The organism is Pseudomonas sp. AC016 (assembly GCF_979253365.1).
This window is the reverse complement of sequence record NZ_CEEDCC010000001.1, coordinates 448,704-464,890: the sequence shown is the minus strand read 5'-3', so window position 1 is coordinate 464,890 and position 16,187 is coordinate 448,704. Positions and strand designations below refer to the sequence as shown.

Here is a 16,187-nt window from a genome sequence, read left to right as displayed (position 1 = left end):
GAGAGTGCGGAGCAACGCACGAAGTACGGTGAGCAACCGGGCAGGGCGTCAGCTGTGCAGGACGCGGCCTTTCAGTTCCTCGGAAAAAGCCTGGGCGACGGGCAGGGAAGCGAAGGGGCCACTGACCGGTTCACCGTCCTGAATCAGGTACCAGCACGCCAGCAGACCGCGCTCTCTGAGCGGAGCCGGGACTGCGCTGCCTACCACCGACATGATTTGAACGTTGTTCATAGCGACCTCCATCTGTTCATGAGGCTACTGTACGTTCTGATCCCGGCAGGCAGAAATCGACGCTCTCAATAGTCGTCATTGACGGGAACGAGGGTTGAACACGTTGCGGTGCCGGGCAGGGCTGTGCGCAAGAAATGAAAAACCCGCCAATGAAGGCGGGTTTTTTGTGCTGTTACCAGCGACCGTGCGGGCCGTAGCCCTGGTAATAACCTGGAGGCGGGCCGTCATAACGACGGTAGTAGCGTGGCGGCGGAGCCGGATAGCGCTCTACAACTTCATACGCCGGTTGGTAGTAGACCACTGGCGGCGGAGGTGGCGGCGCGTAATAGACCTGCTGCACGGGCGGCTGGTAGTAAACCGGCTGACGCTCGACGTAGACCGTTCTGTCACGGCTGGAAGATACCGCTGCGCCCACCACGGCCGCGCCCACCAGCGCACCTACCACGGCTGGGCCACCCCAGCCACGATGATCGGCGTTCGCCTGACCTGCAAGGGCCAACGCACCTATAAACAAGGCAATCTTGGGGATTTGACGAATCATGAGTGTTCCTCGCTTTCAACCCGTTGTCGCGGGCCTGCATTAAGCTCAAGCACTGCCACGGGATAACTCTAAGACATCGAATTTGTAAAAAACTGCGAAATCGTTGAGTAAATTTTATGTAAGGTGTTTTCCGATCCGCAATGCCGGGCAACTTCATTCGGGTCAGCCAGGCGCAGTGTACGCCTGGCGTACAGATTTAATCCAATACCGTTCGGGAGAAAAACATGGCCATTACTGCCAACCGGGACACGTTATTGTGCATGTCCATGGCGGCGCGTCCGGGAAACTTCGGCGTGCGTTTCCATAACCATCTTTATGAACAGTTGGGCCTCAATTATTACTACAAGACCTTCGCGCCCAATGACCTGAAGGCCGCGGTAGCAGGCATTCGTGCGCTGGGCATCCGTGGCAGCGCCGTTTCCATGCCGTTCAAGGAAGACTGCATTGCGCTGGTGGACGAGCTGGATGCATCAGCCGCGGCGATCCAGTCGATCAACACCATCGTCAATACCGACGGCCATCTGAAAGCCTTCAACACCGATTACATTGCTGTCGCGCAACTGATGCAAAGCCACGCAGTGCCGCATACACCGTTTGCCCTGCGCGGCAGTGGCGGCATGGCAAAGGCGGTTGCCTTCGCGCTGCGTGATTCAGGTTTTACCGACGGTTTGATTGTGGCGCGCAACGAGCAAGCCGGGAAACGCCTGGCTCAAGCCTGCGGCTTTCGCTGGCAGTCCGGGTTGGGCGATGAACGTCCTGCACTGCTGGTCAACGTCACGCCACTGGGCATGATCGGCCCGCAGTCTGACGAGCTGGCGTTCGATGAGGCGGCTATCAGTGCTGCGCAAACGGTTTTCGATGTGGTCGCCACGCCTGCGGACACCCCGTTGATCCAGACCGCCCGACGTCTCGGTAAAAAGGTCATCAGCGGAGACGAGGTGGCTGCGATTCAGGCGTTGGAGCAGTTCGTGCTGTACACCGGCGTTCGCCCGACCGACGAGCAGTACCAAAAGGCGGCGGCCTTCGCCCGAGGCTGAGCCCTCATCGTGATACACAAGTCTGGAAGACGCGCAAAACGGAGCCGAAACGTAAGTATCTGACTGAATGCATACCCTGTGGGAGGCGGCTTGCCGGCGATGGCTTCAGTTCAGTCACTGATAGGTCGCTTCAGAAAAAGCATCGCCGGCAAGCCGCCTCCCACAGTAGTCCGTGGTGCAGTAAGACTTGGGTGCATGGGCATGATAGGCGTGCTTGAGACCACTCTGATCGTTCCTACGCTCTGCGTGGGAATGCCTCCCAGGACGCTCCGCGTCCGCTCTCGAATGTGGCGCAGATGTGTGCCCAAGCTCCAGCGTTATCCACGTCATGCGCTCGGCTCACTGAATCCGCAGTCTGTGCCCTTTGTGACGCGGAGCGTCACGGGAGGCATGCCCACGCGGAGCGATGGGCACGATCAGGGTGAGGCGGACTGGTGTATCCGCCGACCTGTCAGTGTTGTTCGAGCTTCGCCAGCCGCTCTTCGAGGGCGAGCACGCGGGCTTCGAGTTCTTCGATACGCTCGTTTGACGCAGCAGTGGCTGTGCTGCGGTCCGGCGTGCTTTGGCGCTGGGCGAGCAGCGCTTGCAGGTCTTCAGGATTACCCAGAGCGTGCATGTAACGGTCCTCGCGCTGGCCCGCCTGACGCGGTATCAGGGTCGCCAGACCTCTGGCGATCAGCCGCTCGAGTTGATGAACGACCTGTTCGGCGTCTTCGAAATCGTGCATGCGATTGCTGCGTGTGAGCAGCTCATTGACGGTCTGCGGACCTCGCAACAGCAGCAGCCCGGTCAGGATGACTTGCGCAGGCACCAGCTCCAGACCCTTGTCTACCTTGTGCTCCCAGCGGTCGGCGCGGCTGCCCATCACCAACCGCGTCAAGCCCTGGCCTTCCAGTGCGCGCAGGCTCTGTCCAACCTGGCCCTGAGTGAGGTTCATCACTGGGTCGCGGCTGGTCTTCTGGTTGCAGGCCAGCACCAATGCATTGAGGGTCAGCGGGTAGGTCTCGGGATTGGTCGCCTGCTTTTCGATCAGACAGCCCAGGATGCGCACTTCGGTACTGTTGAGCTGCAACGTCTCGGCAGTGTCGGGTACTTCGGTCGAGGAGGGTTCGGTGGACATGGACGCTTCCCTGAGTAATGACGGTGGATCAGACTATGAGCTGTTGCAGCATTTTGCCAGTGCATCCGCACGTGCGCCGAAAAGACTGACGGCCTTTCGCGTCAGGCAGGTCTATAATTGCGCCTTTCTCAATCAGGATATGTCATGTCTATTTCCCTGTATGCCGCTTCGATTCCTGTCTTCCAGCAAATGCTCAATGCGTTGAGCGACGTTCTGACCAAGGCTGAAGCCCACGCAACCGAGAAGAAAATCCAGCCGCCAGCGCTGCTTCAGGCTCGTCTGTTCCCGGACATGCTGCCGTTTACCCGTCAGGTGCAGATCGCGGTGGACTTCGCCAAGGGTGCCTCCGCGCGTCTGGCAGGTGTCGAGATTCCGCACTATGACGACACTGAAACCAACTTTGCCGAATTGCAGGCCCTGCTGGCCAAAACACTCGAGTTCATCGGCAGCATCAAGCCCGAGCAGGTCGATGGCAATGAAGGCATCGAAATCGTGCTGCGTCCCGGCACCGAGAAAGAGCGCCGCCTGAACGGCCAGGCGTACCTGCTGAGCTATGCCTTGCCGCAGTTCTTCTTCCACGTGACCACCGCTTATGACCTGCTTCGCCACAATGGCGTCGAGATCGGCAAGCGCGATTTCATGGGCAAGTTCTAACGTTGTCGATGTAAGCCGGATCTTCGTGGGGGTCGTTGCACGCGCTTGCTGCTGCTGACGACGCTACGCTCGCTTCAACCTCGTTTCTGTTTTCGATGATCTCAAATGAAGGCCCATCCAGTGGATGGGCCTTCATCGTTGTTCTGGAGTTTTGATGTTACTGCCCATTCTGCTGTTGTCAGCCGCCGGGTTTACCGTGCTGACCACAGAGTTCGTCATCGTCGGCCTTTTGCCTGCCATGGCGCGTGATCTTCACGTCACGGTGCCGCAGGCCGGTCTGCTGGTGACCCTGTTTGCCTTTACCGTCGCCGCTTTCGGCCCGTTCCTGACGGCGTACTGCTCGCGCTTCAGCCGCAAGCGCCTGTTTGTGGGCATCCTGATTCTGTTCGGGCTTTCGAATGCGTTGGCCGCCCTGGCACCCAACATCGCGGTGATGGGCGTTGCCCGATTGATCCCGGCGCTGGGGCTGCCGGTCTTCTGGGCACTGGCCAGTGAAACGGCGGTGGACATCGTCGGTCCGCAGTTCGCGGGTAGGGCGATTGCCCGGATCGGTTTCGGGATCGTCTGTGCCACGGTGTTCGGCATTCCTGTCGGTACGCTGATTTCCGATGCGTTCGGCTGGCGCACGGCATTTGCAGCCCTGTCGGTGCTGGCCTTTGCCAAGGCCCTGTTGCTGACGGTGTACCTCCCCAGCGTCGTCAAAAAGGAGCCTGTCTCGATTCTCGGCCAGTTCGGCATCCTGCGCAGTCCGTTGATGCAGGGCCACGTGTTGCTGTCTGTACTGGTCTTCAGCGGCATGTTCACGGCCTACACCTATCTGGCCGACATGCTCGAACGTCTGGCCGGTTTTGATGGCACGCTGGTCGGCTGGTGCCTGATGGGCTTTGGCGCGGTCGGCTTGCTCGGCAATTCGCTGGGCGGACGCATGGTCGATCGCCATCCGCTGATCGCCAGTCTGGTGTTCTGCGCGTTCATGGTGGTGGGCATGGTGGCGGTGGTGCCGAGTATCCATTCCTGGTTCGCGCTGGCACTTGCGCTGGCAGTATGGGGTATCACTCAAGCTGCGCTGTTCCTGGTCAGCCATGTGCGTCTGATCAAAGCGGCACCCCAGGCCCCGGCTTTCGCTGCGTCACTGAACATCGCCGGTGCCAACCTGGGCATCGGTATTGGTGCTGTCATCGGCGGGCGGGTGATCGATCACCTTGGGCTCGGCAGGCTGTGCTTCGCCGCAGCCGGCATTATCTTTCTCGCGATACTGCTGGCCTGGGTTCTGATGAAAAGCAAACCGACACCCGTCACGGCTTAAAGACTGTCAGTGAACAACTGGTTACGTGCACCCTCGGCAATGGCAACCACGCCGGGGTGCCTGACCTTGCGTTCTACCGTAATTGCGTAGAACGACTCGGTCACCGCGTCGGTCTGGCCGATGATCTCCACGCCATACTGACTCTGCACCTCGTCAGCAATCACGCTGGGCGCCACGAACACGCCACTGCCTGATTTTCCGAAAGCCTTCATCAAGGCGCTGTCATCGAACTCGCCCACAATGCGCGGCTGGATTTTCAATTCGGCGAACCAGCGCATCAGGCGTCCCCGCACCACGGTTTCCTGACCCGGTATGAGCAATGGAGCGCCGTGCATGCACTGCGGAAAGTCGTTCCCGATGCGTTCGGCCACTTCCTGGGTTGCGAAAAAACTGACACCGCATTCGCCCAGTTTCTGACTATGCCCCTTGATGTCCAGATGAGGCGGCATCGGGCTGTCGGAAATCACCAGATCCAGACGCTGAACCGCAAGGTCGGCCAGCAGGCGTTCGAGCTTGTCCTCGCGGCAGGTGATGCGTATCGACCCGTCGAGGTCCATGGTGGGCGCCAGCAGGTGGTAAACGATGGATTTGGGCACCACGTCGGCGACGCCAATCCGAAACAGCAGTTGTTGTTCGTCAGGGTTTGAACTCAGCAAGGCTTCAAGCTCATTGCCCAGTTGAAACATCTGCTCGGCGTAGGGCAGGGCCATGCGGCCCGCTTCGGTCATTTCCAGCTGCCGACCCACGCGCTGGAAAAGATCTACGCCCAGGGACGACTCCAGCAGGCTGATCTGGCCGCTGACGGTTTGCGGTGTGAGGTTCAATTGTTCGCAGGCACGGACAATGCTGCCGGTCTTGGCCACGACCCAGAAGTAGTGAAGCTGACGATAGTTGAGCATGTCTATCCCCGATTCGTTAGAACCGAAGTATATCGCTTATAAAATCGAATTTTCCTGATGTTTCAGCTTCCCTAGAATGCCTTTCCAACGCCGGACCCAAAGCAACGTCCGGCCTTGCCTATCGAGGGACACATGAAAAAATCATTTTACGCTGTACTTTTGACCGGTTCGCTGTTGGTAATGGCCGGGTGCGATCAGATTGAGTCGTCCTCCAAGCAGATGTTGAATACGGCGGCCGATTCAGCCAAAAAGGCAATCGATGACACTCATCAGGCAGCGAGCAAGGCTGTAGAAGAGGCCAAGCGGGAACTTTCGGTACTGGAACCGGCACCAAGCCCGGCTGAACCAGAAAGCAAGTCCGGTAAAGAAATCTAACATTCGTTCAACTATTGGCTCAGGCAGGGCAGTGATCTATGGAATACCTATTGGAACTCGCGACCAGTCCGGCTGCGTGGATTGCGCTGGCGACGCTGGTCGTGATGGAAGTCGTACTGGGTATCGATAACCTGATCTTCATTTCGATCATTACCAACAAGCTGCCGGAACATCAGCGCGAAAAGGCGAGAAAGCTGGGCATCGGTATGGCGCTGGTCATGCGCCTGGGCCTGCTGAGCACCGTGGCGTACATCGTGCAGTTGACCGAGCCTGTGTTTGAAATGTTTGGTCAGGCCTTCTCGTGGAAGGACATGATCCTGATCGCCGGTGGTCTGTTCCTGGTCTGGAAAGCGACCACGGAAATCCATCACAGCATGGACGTGAAGACCGAGGAAGAGAAAACCCTGAGCAACGCCGTGGCGCTGACCATGGGCAGTGCAGTCGTTCAGATCCTGATGCTGGACCTGGTGTTCTCCATCGACAGCATCATCACCGCTGTGGGCATGACCGAGCATTTGCCGATCATGATCATCGCTGTCGTGAGTGCCGTGGTCGTGATGCTGGTTGCCGCCAACCCGCTGGCGAAGTTCATCAACGACAACCCGACCGTGGTCATGTTGGCGCTGGGCTTCCTGATCATGATCGGTATGACGCTGATCGCCGAGGGCTTCGGTGCCCATGTTCCGAAGGGCTACATCTACGCCGCCATGACGTTCTCGGCTGCGATTGAAGGCCTGAACATGATGGTCCGCAAGGCCAAGCGCAAAAAGGCTGCACGTCTGGCTTCCAACGCCTGATCGCAAGTCGCATGAAAAAACGGTCGGCCCGAGTCATCGGGTCGACCGTTTTGCATTTCAGGGCTTGTCAGAATCGCTTGCAAGCCGGGTTCAGTGCGCAGCGGCATGACCGGTTTTCGGCGACCTTTCCAGCTTCAAGCGCTTGGGCGAGGGCGGGGTGACAGTGTGTGGATGATGACGGCGGGACACCCGCATCACACCCCACAACATGGCAGTAGCCACCGCAAGCCACGAGGCGACCAGCATCACGATTGTCAATTCCAGGCTCATAAGTGCCTCCACGTTTCCTGCTTTTGTGTTGCATTCCTGATAACTGACAGTCTAGTACCGGGCATGTTGCGATTAATTGACCAATGGCGTTTTGGTATGACCGTTTTGATCTATTGCCGACGCATCACTGCGCGCAAAGGCTATACCCGGTCTCTCACGGGCTCTATGATCAGCGTTCAGATCGAGTGGTGATTGCTCGATGTCAGTTGAAGTGAGTGAACATGTTGCCGTTACGCATTCTTTCAAGCGCTGTCCGTTCCAGGGGTTCATTGCTGCTGGCTGCACTGGTGCTGTGCCTTTCAGGCTGCTCCTCGATGGTCACGCCGCAGATCAAGAGCTTGCCTGATCGTGTGGAGCTCAACTCGGTGCCGTTCTTCCGTGGCAACGCGTATCAGAGCGGGCCGGGCGCGCTGGCGAGCATGCTTGCCAATCAGCAGGTACAGACCACGCCAGGTCTGTTGGACAAGCCTCTGCAACTGCCGGGCGCCGAAGATCGTCTGGAGCAGAACATGCCCCGGGTCGCCCGCGAGTACGGTTTCATGGTGTATCCGCTCGATCACGACCTGCAGGCGTTGCTCGCTCAGGTGTCGGCTGGCTATCCGGTGATGCTGCGGTTTTCCCAGGGCTCGGCATTCTGGAAAGCGCCACGCTATGCCGTTCTGGTGGGCTACAACCGCGTGAAGGAAACCGTCCTGCTCAGCGCGGGCATGGATCGGCGCTACACCATGAGCTTCAGCAGTTTCGACTCAGCCTGGAAAAACGCAGGCAGTTGGGCGGTATTGATCCAGTCGCCACGCCAGTTGCCTTCGCAAGTCGATGCGCAGCGCTGGCTGAAGGCGGCCGCCGAACTGTCGCAGGCCGGGCAGGAACAGGCAGCAGGTGAGGCGACCCGAACGCTGAATCGCGCCGTTAAATGAAATAGACAGCCCAAATGAAAACGGCGCCCTGTAAGGCGCCGTTTTTCATGAAGCGTCAGAAGCCCAGTCGATCACGCAGGCTGTAGTACCAGGCGCCCAGCGCAGTCATGGGCGTGCGCAGCAACTGTCCGCCGGGGAACGGATAGTGCGGCAGGTCGGCGAACGCATCGAAACGTTCGGCCTGACCGCGTAGTGCCTCGGCCAGCACCTTGCCCGCCAGGTGGGTGTAAGTGACCCCATGGCCGCTGCAACCCTGTGAATAATAGATGTTGTCGCCCAGCCGTCCGACCTGAGGCAGGCGGGACAGGGTCAGCAGGAAATTACCGGTCCACGCGTAGTCGATCTTCACGTCCTTGAGCTGCGGGAACGCCTTGAGCATCTTCGGGCGGATAATGGCTTCGATGTTGGCCGGATCCCTCGCGCCATACACCACGCCGCCGCCGAAGATCAGGCGCTTGTCGGCGCTCAGGCGGTAGTAGTCCAGCAGGTAATTGCAGTCTTCTACGCAATAGTCCTGTGGCAGCAACGTCCTGGCGAGTTCTTCGTCCAGCGGTTCGGTAGTGATCACCTGAGTGCCGCACGGCATGGATTTGGCAGCCAGCTCCGGGACCAGATTACCCAGATAGGCATTGCCCGCGACGATAATGAATTTGGCGCGGACCTTGCCCTGAGCGGTATGCACCACAGGATTGGCGCCACGCTCGATGCGAATCGCGGCGGATTGCTCATAGATCGTTCCGCCCAGCGTTTCCACCGCAGCCGCTTCGCCCAACGCCAGGTTCAGCGGGTGAATGTGGCCACCGCTCATGTCCAGCAGGCCGCCAATGTATTGCTCGCAATTCACCACTTCATTGATGCGGCGTTGATCCATCAGCTCCAGTTGTGAATGGCCGTAGCGTTCCCACAGCCGTTTCTGCGCTTCAAGGTGAGCCATCTGCTTGCCTGTCAGCGCGGCAAACACACCGCCATCCTTCAGGTCGCACTTTATGCCGTAGCGTGAGACGCGATCACGAATGATCGCCGCGCCTTCGAACGCCATCTGCCCCAACAACTGAGCCTGTCGCGGACCGACCGTGCGTTCGATCACGTCGATGTCACGGCTGTAGCTGTTGACGATCTGTCCGCCGTTGCGACCCGACGCGCCGAACCCGACCTTCGCCGCCTCAAGTACGGTCACTTTGAAACCGTTCTCCAGCAGAAACAGCGCGCTGGAGAGTCCCGTGTAACCAGCACCGATGATGCACACATCGGTTTCAACCTCGCCTTGCAGGGCAGGGCGTTCAGGCACCGGATTGGCCGACGCGGCGTAATAGGACTGCGGATAAGGCGTGTTGGCCATCCTGAAGCTCCGTTTAATATTCTTGACGAGTGTGCCGATCCTACCCGAGATGGAAACGCTCTGCCAGCGTCAGGCGAACAGACCTTTCATTCCTGTCTTGGCAAAAACATCGTTAATTCATAGGGTTAGCGGTAAAAACAGATTGACATGAAGATTAAAGCCGGTAGGATGCACACCCACAGCAGGCACGTAGCTCAGTTGGTTAGAGCACCACCTTGACATGGTGGGGGTCGTTGGTTCGAGTCCAATCGCGCCTACCAGACAAAACCCGCTCTGCTGGGCGGTAATGAGAAGGGCGACCCGAGAGGGTCGCCATTTTTCGTTTCAAAGTTTTAACACCAGATGCAGCGTGGATTCTTTCTGAATATTGTAATCAGCCAGTGTTCGCCCGTCCTCAAGTTGCTTTCCAGAGAAGATAAGCCGCTGTTTTGAAGTGGGTACTGACGGATCCTTATCTGTGATTTTCAATTTGACGTTTTCAATCGAATCGCTTGGTTCAACGTCAAGTTCATAGTTGGTTCCGGTCAATACCTTGACGAATATTTTCATGATCAGCTCTCTTCCAATGGCGGTCCCGGTGCGTTGCCGGAATGGCTGCACCTGACGAGGTGCGCCCCGCCTTGTTACCTGCATCAACATTAGAGAGGTGGTCGCTCTACCGAAACTGTTAAATCCGATAGTCAGTGCCAGCCAGGGGCGCTTTCCGCCTCCAGCCATCAAAAAAGGGCATAGCGCTCGATTCGCTACACAGGGTGATCAGAACGATGACGAAACGAGCGTGCAGACTGATCAGTCAAATAATCCGCATATTCAGAGAGTTACTGCAAAAAAAGCCATTGACACCCATCTGAATATCCGTAGAATGCCGACCCACAGCAGGCACGTAGCTCAGTTGGTTAGAGCACCACCTTGACATGGTGGGGGTCGTTGGTTCGAGTCCAATCGCGCCTACCAAACAAAATCCGCTCTGCTGGGCGGTAACGAAAAGGGCGATCCGAAAGGGTCGCCCTTTTTTGTGTCCGCGTTTTCCGAGATGGGCAAGGGCTTGCCTTCAATGCGCCAGCGGCTGGGCGCATTGAAGGCTGCGTTCACCCTTGTCGGGCAAATGATTTGACGATGGACTTGGTGGCCGGGCTCGCCTTCAGGTCGCTGACGTTCTTGGGGGCAAGCCATTTGCAGGCGGCTATCTCGTTCTGGGGCTTGGCTTCACTGGAGTCGGGCACCAAAGTGATGAACACATGATGGGTCACCCGGTCTTTTTCATACTCGGCCAGATAACGCAGTTCCAGGTCTTCCAGGCCTGTTTCTTCGTTCAGCTCACGCACCGCGGCCTGTGCAGGGGTTTCTCCGGGCTCGACCTTACCGCCGGGCAAGGCCCATTTGGATTTCGGTTTGCGCACGTAGAGGATCTGTCCGTCTCGCTTGCAGATGACTGTTGCTCGTTCTTTCATATCCGTTCACCTGTTAAGCGTCCCTCACCATCAATATCTGCAAGGACTTCATGAACTTGAGACCGGCAAGCAGCAAGTGGTAGTCACTAAATTGTAATAAAAAGTTCATTTAAATGAATAAAGCACAATCAGTGCCATGAATTAAGCGTAGTTGAAGAGGGGCCGATCGCCCGAGTCATTGAGTCCTCGGCCCAAGGCTTCAGTGATGCCTGGCGAGACCTCGTGTAGCGATATGCTGCGACAGCTTTTGATAGGTCCTGTCGTCTGCGGCTGCGAGTATTTTTCTGCCGTCCTTGAACGTCGTCAGAAACGTTATTTCCTTTTCCTCGCCGGCCAGCATGACGCCTGCTGCCGCGCCTACAGGCCCGAGCACCAGTGCACCCGCCAGACCGTAGCCGATAGCGCCGTCGATTTTTTTACTGGATGCCTGGCTGGCCATTTCCACTGACTTGATATCGTTGTGCTTGAAGCTGATACCTGGCCAGGGGAAGAGGGGAGTTACGAGAGTGATGGTGCCAGCACGGTATTCCCCATCACCTTGAAGAAAATCACCCGCTAAAATCTTGATATTAGCCATGTGTCATTCTCCGTCCATTGAATTGGCGCGTTTCAATCGAGCAACTATTTCGCGCCCCAAAAAAGTGCGTGTCAACGCTCTGGAGACGAACTGCACGGGGCCAAAAGACGAAAGGTTCGACGGCGTTCGTTTACATTCCCAACTGCAAGGAATCCGAAGGCGTGAATGGAAGGAGTGCGCGGAATTGCAGCGCCGGGCAGTTGCCTGTCATCAGGTCGGACAAGTGTGCGCATCATGACAGGCATCAGGTTGACAGGGGCGGTCTGGCTGGCACTTCACCAGCCGGACCGCCCGTGAAGGTCAGGCTGCAGACGCTTCCTGTTTGAGGGTTGCCATATCAATCACAAAACGATACTTCACGTCGCCCTTGAGCATCCGCTCGTAGGCTTCGTTGATGTCCTGCATGGCAATTTCTTCGATATCGGACACGATGTTGTGTTTGGCACAGAAGTCCAGCATCTCCTGGGTTTCCTGAATGCCACCAATCAACGAGCCTGCCAGGCTGCGGCGTTTGAAGATCAGGTTGAATACCGCAGGCGAAGGATGGGGCTCGGCGGGTGCGCCGACCAGTGTCATGGTGCCGTCGCGCTTGAGCAGGGACAGGAAGGCGTCCAGGTCATGAGGCGCTGCAACGGTATTGAGGATGAAATCCAGGCTGTTGGTGTGGGCGGCCATCTCATCGGGGTCTTTTGAAACCACGACTTCATCTGCGCCCAGACGCAGGCCGTCTTCGCGTTTTTTGGGTGAGGTGGTGAACAGCACCACATGAGCACCCATGGCGTGGGCAATCTTTACGCCCATGTGACCCAGACCGCCCAGGCCCACGATTCCGACCTTTTTGCCGGGACCGACCTTCCAGTGATTCAGCGGCGAATAGGTGGTGATGCCCGCACACAGCAGCGGTGCAACGGCTGCCAGATTCTGGTCGGGCGCGATGCGCAGTACGAACTTCTCTTTGACGACGATTTTGTCCGAGTAGCCGCCGAAGGTGTTCTCGCCGCCGAAGACGGGTCCGTTGTAAGTGCCGGTGAAGCCTTTTTCGCAGTACTGCTCTTCATGCTCTTCGCAGGATTGACATGCCTGGCAACTGTCGACCATGCAGCCTACGCCTGCCAGATCGCCCACCTTGAATGTGGTGACATTGGCCCCTACGGCAGTGACCTTGCCGACGATCTCATGGCCTGGTACCGATGGATAAAGCGTGTTGTGCCATTCGTTGCGCGCAGTGTGCAGGTCAGAGTGGCAGACGCCGCAGTACAGGATGTCGATCTGAACATCGTCGGCGCCCGGAGCGCGTCGTTCGAATTGATAAGGTGCGAGCTTGTCGGTGGCAGCCTGGGCTGCATAGCTGTAAGTCTTGATCATTGCGATCACCTGTCCAGTATGTGTTTGGCGAAGAAAGCGCAGGCCAGCATAGTGCGCAAAAGACGATGTTGCCTGCTGCGGGAACACTCTCTGACCCGAAAAACCATGAAATAGTGCCGCGCTCACAGCGATGTTCGGCGCGCCCAGCACGCCGACTTGCAGGTACAATCCTTGCATCATAATTGCTGCTTTAATGTGACAGCGCACTGCCAACTCTGGCCGGAAGCGTCAATTATATTCGCCGTCGGTTTCTGGATCTGGTGTTGACATGACTGTACCCCCCTTGGCCTCCTGCCTGCGCCAGACCAACGACAACGTCGCTCCCGGCGATACGCTGCGCGACCGTCGTGACCAGCTGTCCAGTCATCAGGCCATTGATGAGCTAATGGCCGTGGCACGTCAACAGGTCCCCGGCGTGCCCTGGGCGTTTTATGTGGCGGGCGAGCAGAAGCGTCTGCTGGGGGAGGGTGCGCTTCATTACGATTGGCCAGAGCACATTCCCGTTGGCCGGTTTGAGTCGTTCTGTAACGAAGGGCAGGTTTATCGATGGGCGACCGGTCATGGTGAAGAGGCGCTGGGCTGGCTGCTTGCACCGTTGGCCGAACAGCACAATCCCGCACTGGCAGATCTCGCCGTCAAATTGGGTTCCCTGTTGCAGAGCGCTGCACTGGTCCGGGCGCAGAGCACCCAGCGCGCGCTGTACGAGATCAGCCGGCTGGCCAGCTCCACCCACGAGCGAGGCACGTTGCTGCAAGGGATTCACCAGCAGCTTGGTACGCTGATCGACGCCGAGAATTTCTACCTGGCGCTTTACGACAGCCAGTCCGGCAAGATCACCTATCCCTATTACATCGACCGTTTCGACGATGAGGCGATGGCCCCGGAAACCTTCGAATACCTGGAAATCGACAACATTTCCATGACCGGCTATGTGCTGACCCAAGGTCAGTCCATGTTTCTCGATGCGGCGGGGATCGAAGAGGCAGAAGCGGCTGGCCGTTTCAGGTGCAGAGGGCGTCGTCCGGAGTTCTGGATGGGCGCGCCGCTGAAAAACGCGTCGGATGAAGTGTTCGGCATGGTCGCCATGCAAGTCTACGATGTGTCCCGTGTCTACAGCGTTCAGGACCGGGCCCTGTTTTCAGTGGTCTCGCGGCATGTGGCCATGGCAATGGACCGGCTGCTGCATCGTGCCCATCTTGAGCAGACCGTGCTGTTACGCACCCAGCAGTTGTCTGCTGCCAACGATGCGTTACGTTTGGAAGTGGCTGAGCGCGAGCGTGCCGAGCACCTGCAAAGTGCGCTGTTTCAGATTGCCGAGCTGTCCAGCCGTCCCGGAGACATGAACGAACTGTTCCAGAGCCTGCACATGATCGTGGGCGAACTGCTGGTGGCGCTCAATTTTTACATTGCGCTCTATGACGCAAGTACGGACGAGGTGACGTTTCCCTACTACGTTGACGAACGTTTGACGCAGTCACCTGCTCCCCGGCGTGGTCAACGCGGATTCACCGAATATGTCATTCGCCAGCGCCGTCCTTGCCTGATCGACAGCAAAGACGCGCTCAGGCTTGAAGCTGCGGGCGAGATTGAAGTACAGAATCAGACCAACCGATCGACCTCCTGGCTGGGTATTCCGCTCTTCGAGGCGGAGGAAGTGCGGGGTGTCCTGGCCGTCCAGAGCTATTCGCGCCACGTCAGCTACACCTTGCGCGATCAGGAGCTGTTGACCTTCGTTTCCCGGCATATCGATACGGCACTCTCTCGCCGCAGCGCTGCCGAGGCGATTCATACCGCCAACCTGCGTCTGGAGGCGCGGGTGCTCGACCGGACTCGCGAACTGGATCAGCTCAATGCAAGGCTTCAGCACGAAAATGCTCATGACTCACTGACCGGTTTGCCCAACCGCAGCCATTTGCAGCAACGATTGCAGGTGGCCTGGGAGGAATTCTGCGGCCGGGGTCGTGCACTGGTGGTGATGTTCATCGACCTGGATCGCTTCAAGATCGTCAACGACAGCCTCGGACACCATTGTGGCGATCTGTTGCTGATTCAGGCGGCGCAGCGTTTACGCAGTTGCATGCGCGTGGGTGACCTGCTGGCCCGACTGGGCGGCGACGAGTTCGCCGTGCTGGGGATTGGCGCGCGATTAAGCACGGGGGTCGGGATCGCTCAACGGATCCTCACGGCGTTCGAGTCGCCATTTGTGATTGACGAACATACGGTCTTCACCTCCTGCAGTATCGGCGTCGTCGGGGCTGACGGTGAGTTCCACAAGGAGCCTGCCGACCTGTTGCGTGATGCCGACACGGCGATGTACACGGTGAAGAATGGCGGACGTGATGGCTGTGCAGTTTTCAACCAGGCACTGCGCCGTCAGGTCTCGGATCAGATGGATCAGGAAGGCGCGTTGCGTACCGCGCTGAAACGCACCGATCAGCTCATTCCCTATTTTCAACCCATCACCTGCCTGGAAACCGGCAGGCTGCTGGCGCTGGAGGCGTTGATTCGCTGGCGGCAGCCTGACGGGCAGGTGCTGACGCCCGAGTGCTTCCTGCCCGCGCTGGAGGGCCTGAGGTTGATTGGTCGCCTTGACCTGTACATGCTCAGGCAGGTCATCGCGATTCTGGCCGATCCGGCAAACGCGCACTTGCCTCCAGTCCATGTGAACTGCTCCAGCTACAGCATTACCCGGCCGGCGTTCGCAGGTGAAGTGCTTTCCATGCTCGCAGAGTACGGCGTGTCCCCGGCCAGATTGTGCCTTGAGCTCACTGAAGGCGCGCTGGTAGCAGATCCCGAACAGGCGCGTCTGTCCATGAAGCAGCTGGCCGACCAGGGCATGTCAGTGGTGCTGGATGACTTCGGTGCCGGGTTTTCTTCTCTCAGCTATGTGCACCAGTACCATTTCAGCGGGTTGAAGATCGACAAGTCGTTCATCTTCGAACTGACCACCAGTGACCGCAGTCGCGCCATCGTGCGGGCGATTGTACGGATGGCCGAATCGCTGGACCTGACCGTCGTCGCCGAAGGCGTGGAGGACCGGCAGACGCTGGAACTGCTGCGCGAGATGGGTGCGGGGCAGGCGCAGGGCTATTACCTCGCAGGCCCGCTGCCGCTGGAACAGTTGCAGATCGCTCAGGGCCAGACGACCCATTGACGGCAACGCGTTGCCGCGTTTGACGTGATCTGGAAGGGCTGGCGGGTAAACGTCATCTTTCTGCCGCTGCCTTTAGTTGCCATTGCCATAGGAATCATGGGTTTAGGGTGATATCGGTAGTTGGCACCGCTCTTGCTGGTGTACAGGCGTATCA

At 58.2% G+C, this 16,187-nt stretch carries 17 protein-coding genes and 2 tRNA genes; 9 read left to right on the top strand and 10 right to left on the bottom strand.

Going from position 1 to position 16,187, the window contains the following annotated elements:
- Positions 1–48 precede the first annotated feature (48 nt).
- Entirely contained in the window at positions 49–231 is a 183-nt protein-coding gene (locus tag AC0IXS_RS01850; RefSeq protein WP_025993962.1) for a hypothetical protein, read from the bottom strand.
- Between the two features lie 172 nt (positions 232–403).
- Positions 404–772 (bottom strand): hypothetical protein, encoded by a 369-nt coding sequence (locus AC0IXS_RS01845; RefSeq protein ID WP_004884836.1) that lies wholly within the window; start codon positions 770–772, stop codon positions 404–406.
- Between the two features lie 224 nt (positions 773–996).
- On the opposite strand from AC0IXS_RS01845, the gene AC0IXS_RS01840 reads away from it, so the two are divergent.
- The gene (locus tag AC0IXS_RS01840) at positions 997–1,809 is read left to right on the top strand and encodes a shikimate 5-dehydrogenase (RefSeq protein WP_471823584.1); all 813 of its coding nucleotides are present in this window, start codon (positions 997–999) and stop codon (positions 1,807–1,809) included.
- A 451-nt stretch (positions 1,810–2,260) separates the two neighbouring features.
- Here the strand turns inward: AC0IXS_RS01840 and AC0IXS_RS01835 are convergent, their stop codons facing one another.
- Complete coding sequence (locus AC0IXS_RS01835; RefSeq protein ID WP_191954029.1) at positions 2,261–2,929, bottom strand: YceH family protein; 669 nt, start codon at positions 2,927–2,929, stop codon at positions 2,261–2,263.
- A 144-nt stretch (positions 2,930–3,073) separates the two neighbouring features.
- Between AC0IXS_RS01835 and AC0IXS_RS01830 the strand changes: the two genes are divergently transcribed.
- The gene (locus AC0IXS_RS01830; RefSeq protein WP_122690051.1) at positions 3,074–3,583 is read left to right on the top strand and encodes a DUF1993 domain-containing protein; all 510 of its coding nucleotides are present in this window, start codon (positions 3,074–3,076) and stop codon (positions 3,581–3,583) included.
- 154 nt (positions 3,584–3,737) lie between these two features.
- The gene (locus tag AC0IXS_RS01825) at positions 3,738–4,889 is read left to right on the top strand and encodes an MFS transporter (RefSeq protein ID WP_122669362.1); all 1,152 of its coding nucleotides are present in this window, start codon (positions 3,738–3,740) and stop codon (positions 4,887–4,889) included.
- Here the strand turns inward: AC0IXS_RS01825 and nhaR are convergent.
- Positions 4,886–5,788, bottom strand: a complete 903-nt coding sequence (nhaR, locus tag AC0IXS_RS01820) for a transcriptional activator NhaR (protein WP_057408599.1) — start codon at positions 5,786–5,788, stop codon at positions 4,886–4,888. The genes AC0IXS_RS01825 and nhaR overlap by 4 nt on opposite strands.
- Positions 5,789–5,920: 132 nt before the next feature.
- Here nhaR and AC0IXS_RS01815 point away from each other — a divergent pair, with 132 nt between their 5' ends.
- Both AC0IXS_RS01815 and AC0IXS_RS01810 read left to right on the top strand, forming a co-directional pair.
- The gene (locus AC0IXS_RS01815) at positions 5,921–6,163 is read left to right on the top strand and encodes a hypothetical protein (RefSeq protein ID WP_029241102.1); all 243 of its coding nucleotides are present in this window, start codon (positions 5,921–5,923) and stop codon (positions 6,161–6,163) included.
- A gap of 38 nt (positions 6,164–6,201) precedes the next feature.
- A complete protein-coding gene (locus AC0IXS_RS01810; protein WP_058431314.1) occupies positions 6,202–6,960 on the top strand; it encodes a TerC family protein in 759 nt (252 codons plus the stop codon).
- 90 nt (positions 6,961–7,050) lie between these two features.
- On the opposite strand, the gene AC0IXS_RS01805 is transcribed toward AC0IXS_RS01810, so the two are convergent.
- Entirely contained in the window at positions 7,051–7,230 is a 180-nt protein-coding gene (locus AC0IXS_RS01805; protein ID WP_025993957.1) for a hypothetical protein, read from the bottom strand.
- Between the two features lie 314 nt (positions 7,231–7,544).
- Between AC0IXS_RS01805 and AC0IXS_RS01800 the strand changes: the two genes are divergently transcribed.
- Positions 7,545–8,147, top strand: a complete 603-nt coding sequence (locus tag AC0IXS_RS01800; protein WP_471826178.1) for a peptidase C39 family protein — start codon at positions 7,545–7,547, stop codon at positions 8,145–8,147.
- Positions 8,148–8,202: 55 nt separating this feature from the next.
- Here the strand turns inward: AC0IXS_RS01800 and AC0IXS_RS01795 are convergent, their stop codons facing one another.
- Positions 8,203–9,486, bottom strand: coding sequence for an NAD(P)/FAD-dependent oxidoreductase (locus AC0IXS_RS01795; protein ID WP_025993955.1), 1,284 nt, complete (start codon positions 9,484–9,486; stop codon positions 8,203–8,205).
- A 183-nt stretch (positions 9,487–9,669) separates the two neighbouring features.
- Here AC0IXS_RS01795 and AC0IXS_RS01790 point away from each other — a divergent pair.
- Positions 9,670–9,746, top strand: a tRNA-Val gene (locus tag AC0IXS_RS01790).
- A 64-nt stretch (positions 9,747–9,810) separates the two neighbouring features.
- On the opposite strand, the gene AC0IXS_RS01785 is transcribed toward AC0IXS_RS01790, so the two are convergent.
- Entirely contained in the window at positions 9,811–10,125 is a 315-nt protein-coding gene (locus tag AC0IXS_RS01785) for a ubiquitin-like protein (protein WP_199771921.1), read from the bottom strand.
- 238 nt (positions 10,126–10,363) lie between these two features.
- On the opposite strand from AC0IXS_RS01785, the gene AC0IXS_RS01780 reads away from it, so the two are divergent.
- Positions 10,364–10,440, top strand: a tRNA-Val gene (locus tag AC0IXS_RS01780).
- Positions 10,441–10,574: 134 nt separating this feature from the next.
- Here the strand turns inward: AC0IXS_RS01780 and AC0IXS_RS01775 are convergent.
- The 3 genes from AC0IXS_RS01775 to AC0IXS_RS01765 all read right to left on the bottom strand — a co-directional run bounded on the left by AC0IXS_RS01775 (position 10,575) and on the right by AC0IXS_RS01765 (position 12,879).
- On the bottom strand, positions 10,575–10,937 hold the full coding sequence (locus tag AC0IXS_RS01775; protein WP_025995677.1) for an NUDIX hydrolase: 363 nt from the start codon (positions 10,935–10,937) through the stop codon (positions 10,575–10,577).
- 199 nt (positions 10,938–11,136) lie between these two features.
- Entirely contained in the window at positions 11,137–11,514 is a 378-nt protein-coding gene (locus AC0IXS_RS01770) for a hypothetical protein (protein ID WP_004884873.1), read from the bottom strand.
- 300 nt (positions 11,515–11,814) lie between these two features.
- On the bottom strand, positions 11,815–12,879 hold the full coding sequence (locus AC0IXS_RS01765) for an NAD(P)-dependent alcohol dehydrogenase (RefSeq protein ID WP_025995678.1): 1,065 nt from the start codon (positions 12,877–12,879) through the stop codon (positions 11,815–11,817).
- 268 nt (positions 12,880–13,147) lie between these two features.
- Here AC0IXS_RS01765 and AC0IXS_RS01760 point away from each other — a divergent pair, with 268 nt between their 5' ends.
- Positions 13,148–16,033 (top strand): sensor domain-containing phosphodiesterase, encoded by a 2,886-nt coding sequence (locus tag AC0IXS_RS01760; RefSeq protein ID WP_449124687.1) that lies wholly within the window; start codon positions 13,148–13,150, stop codon positions 16,031–16,033.
- Positions 16,034–16,187 lie beyond the last annotated feature (154 nt).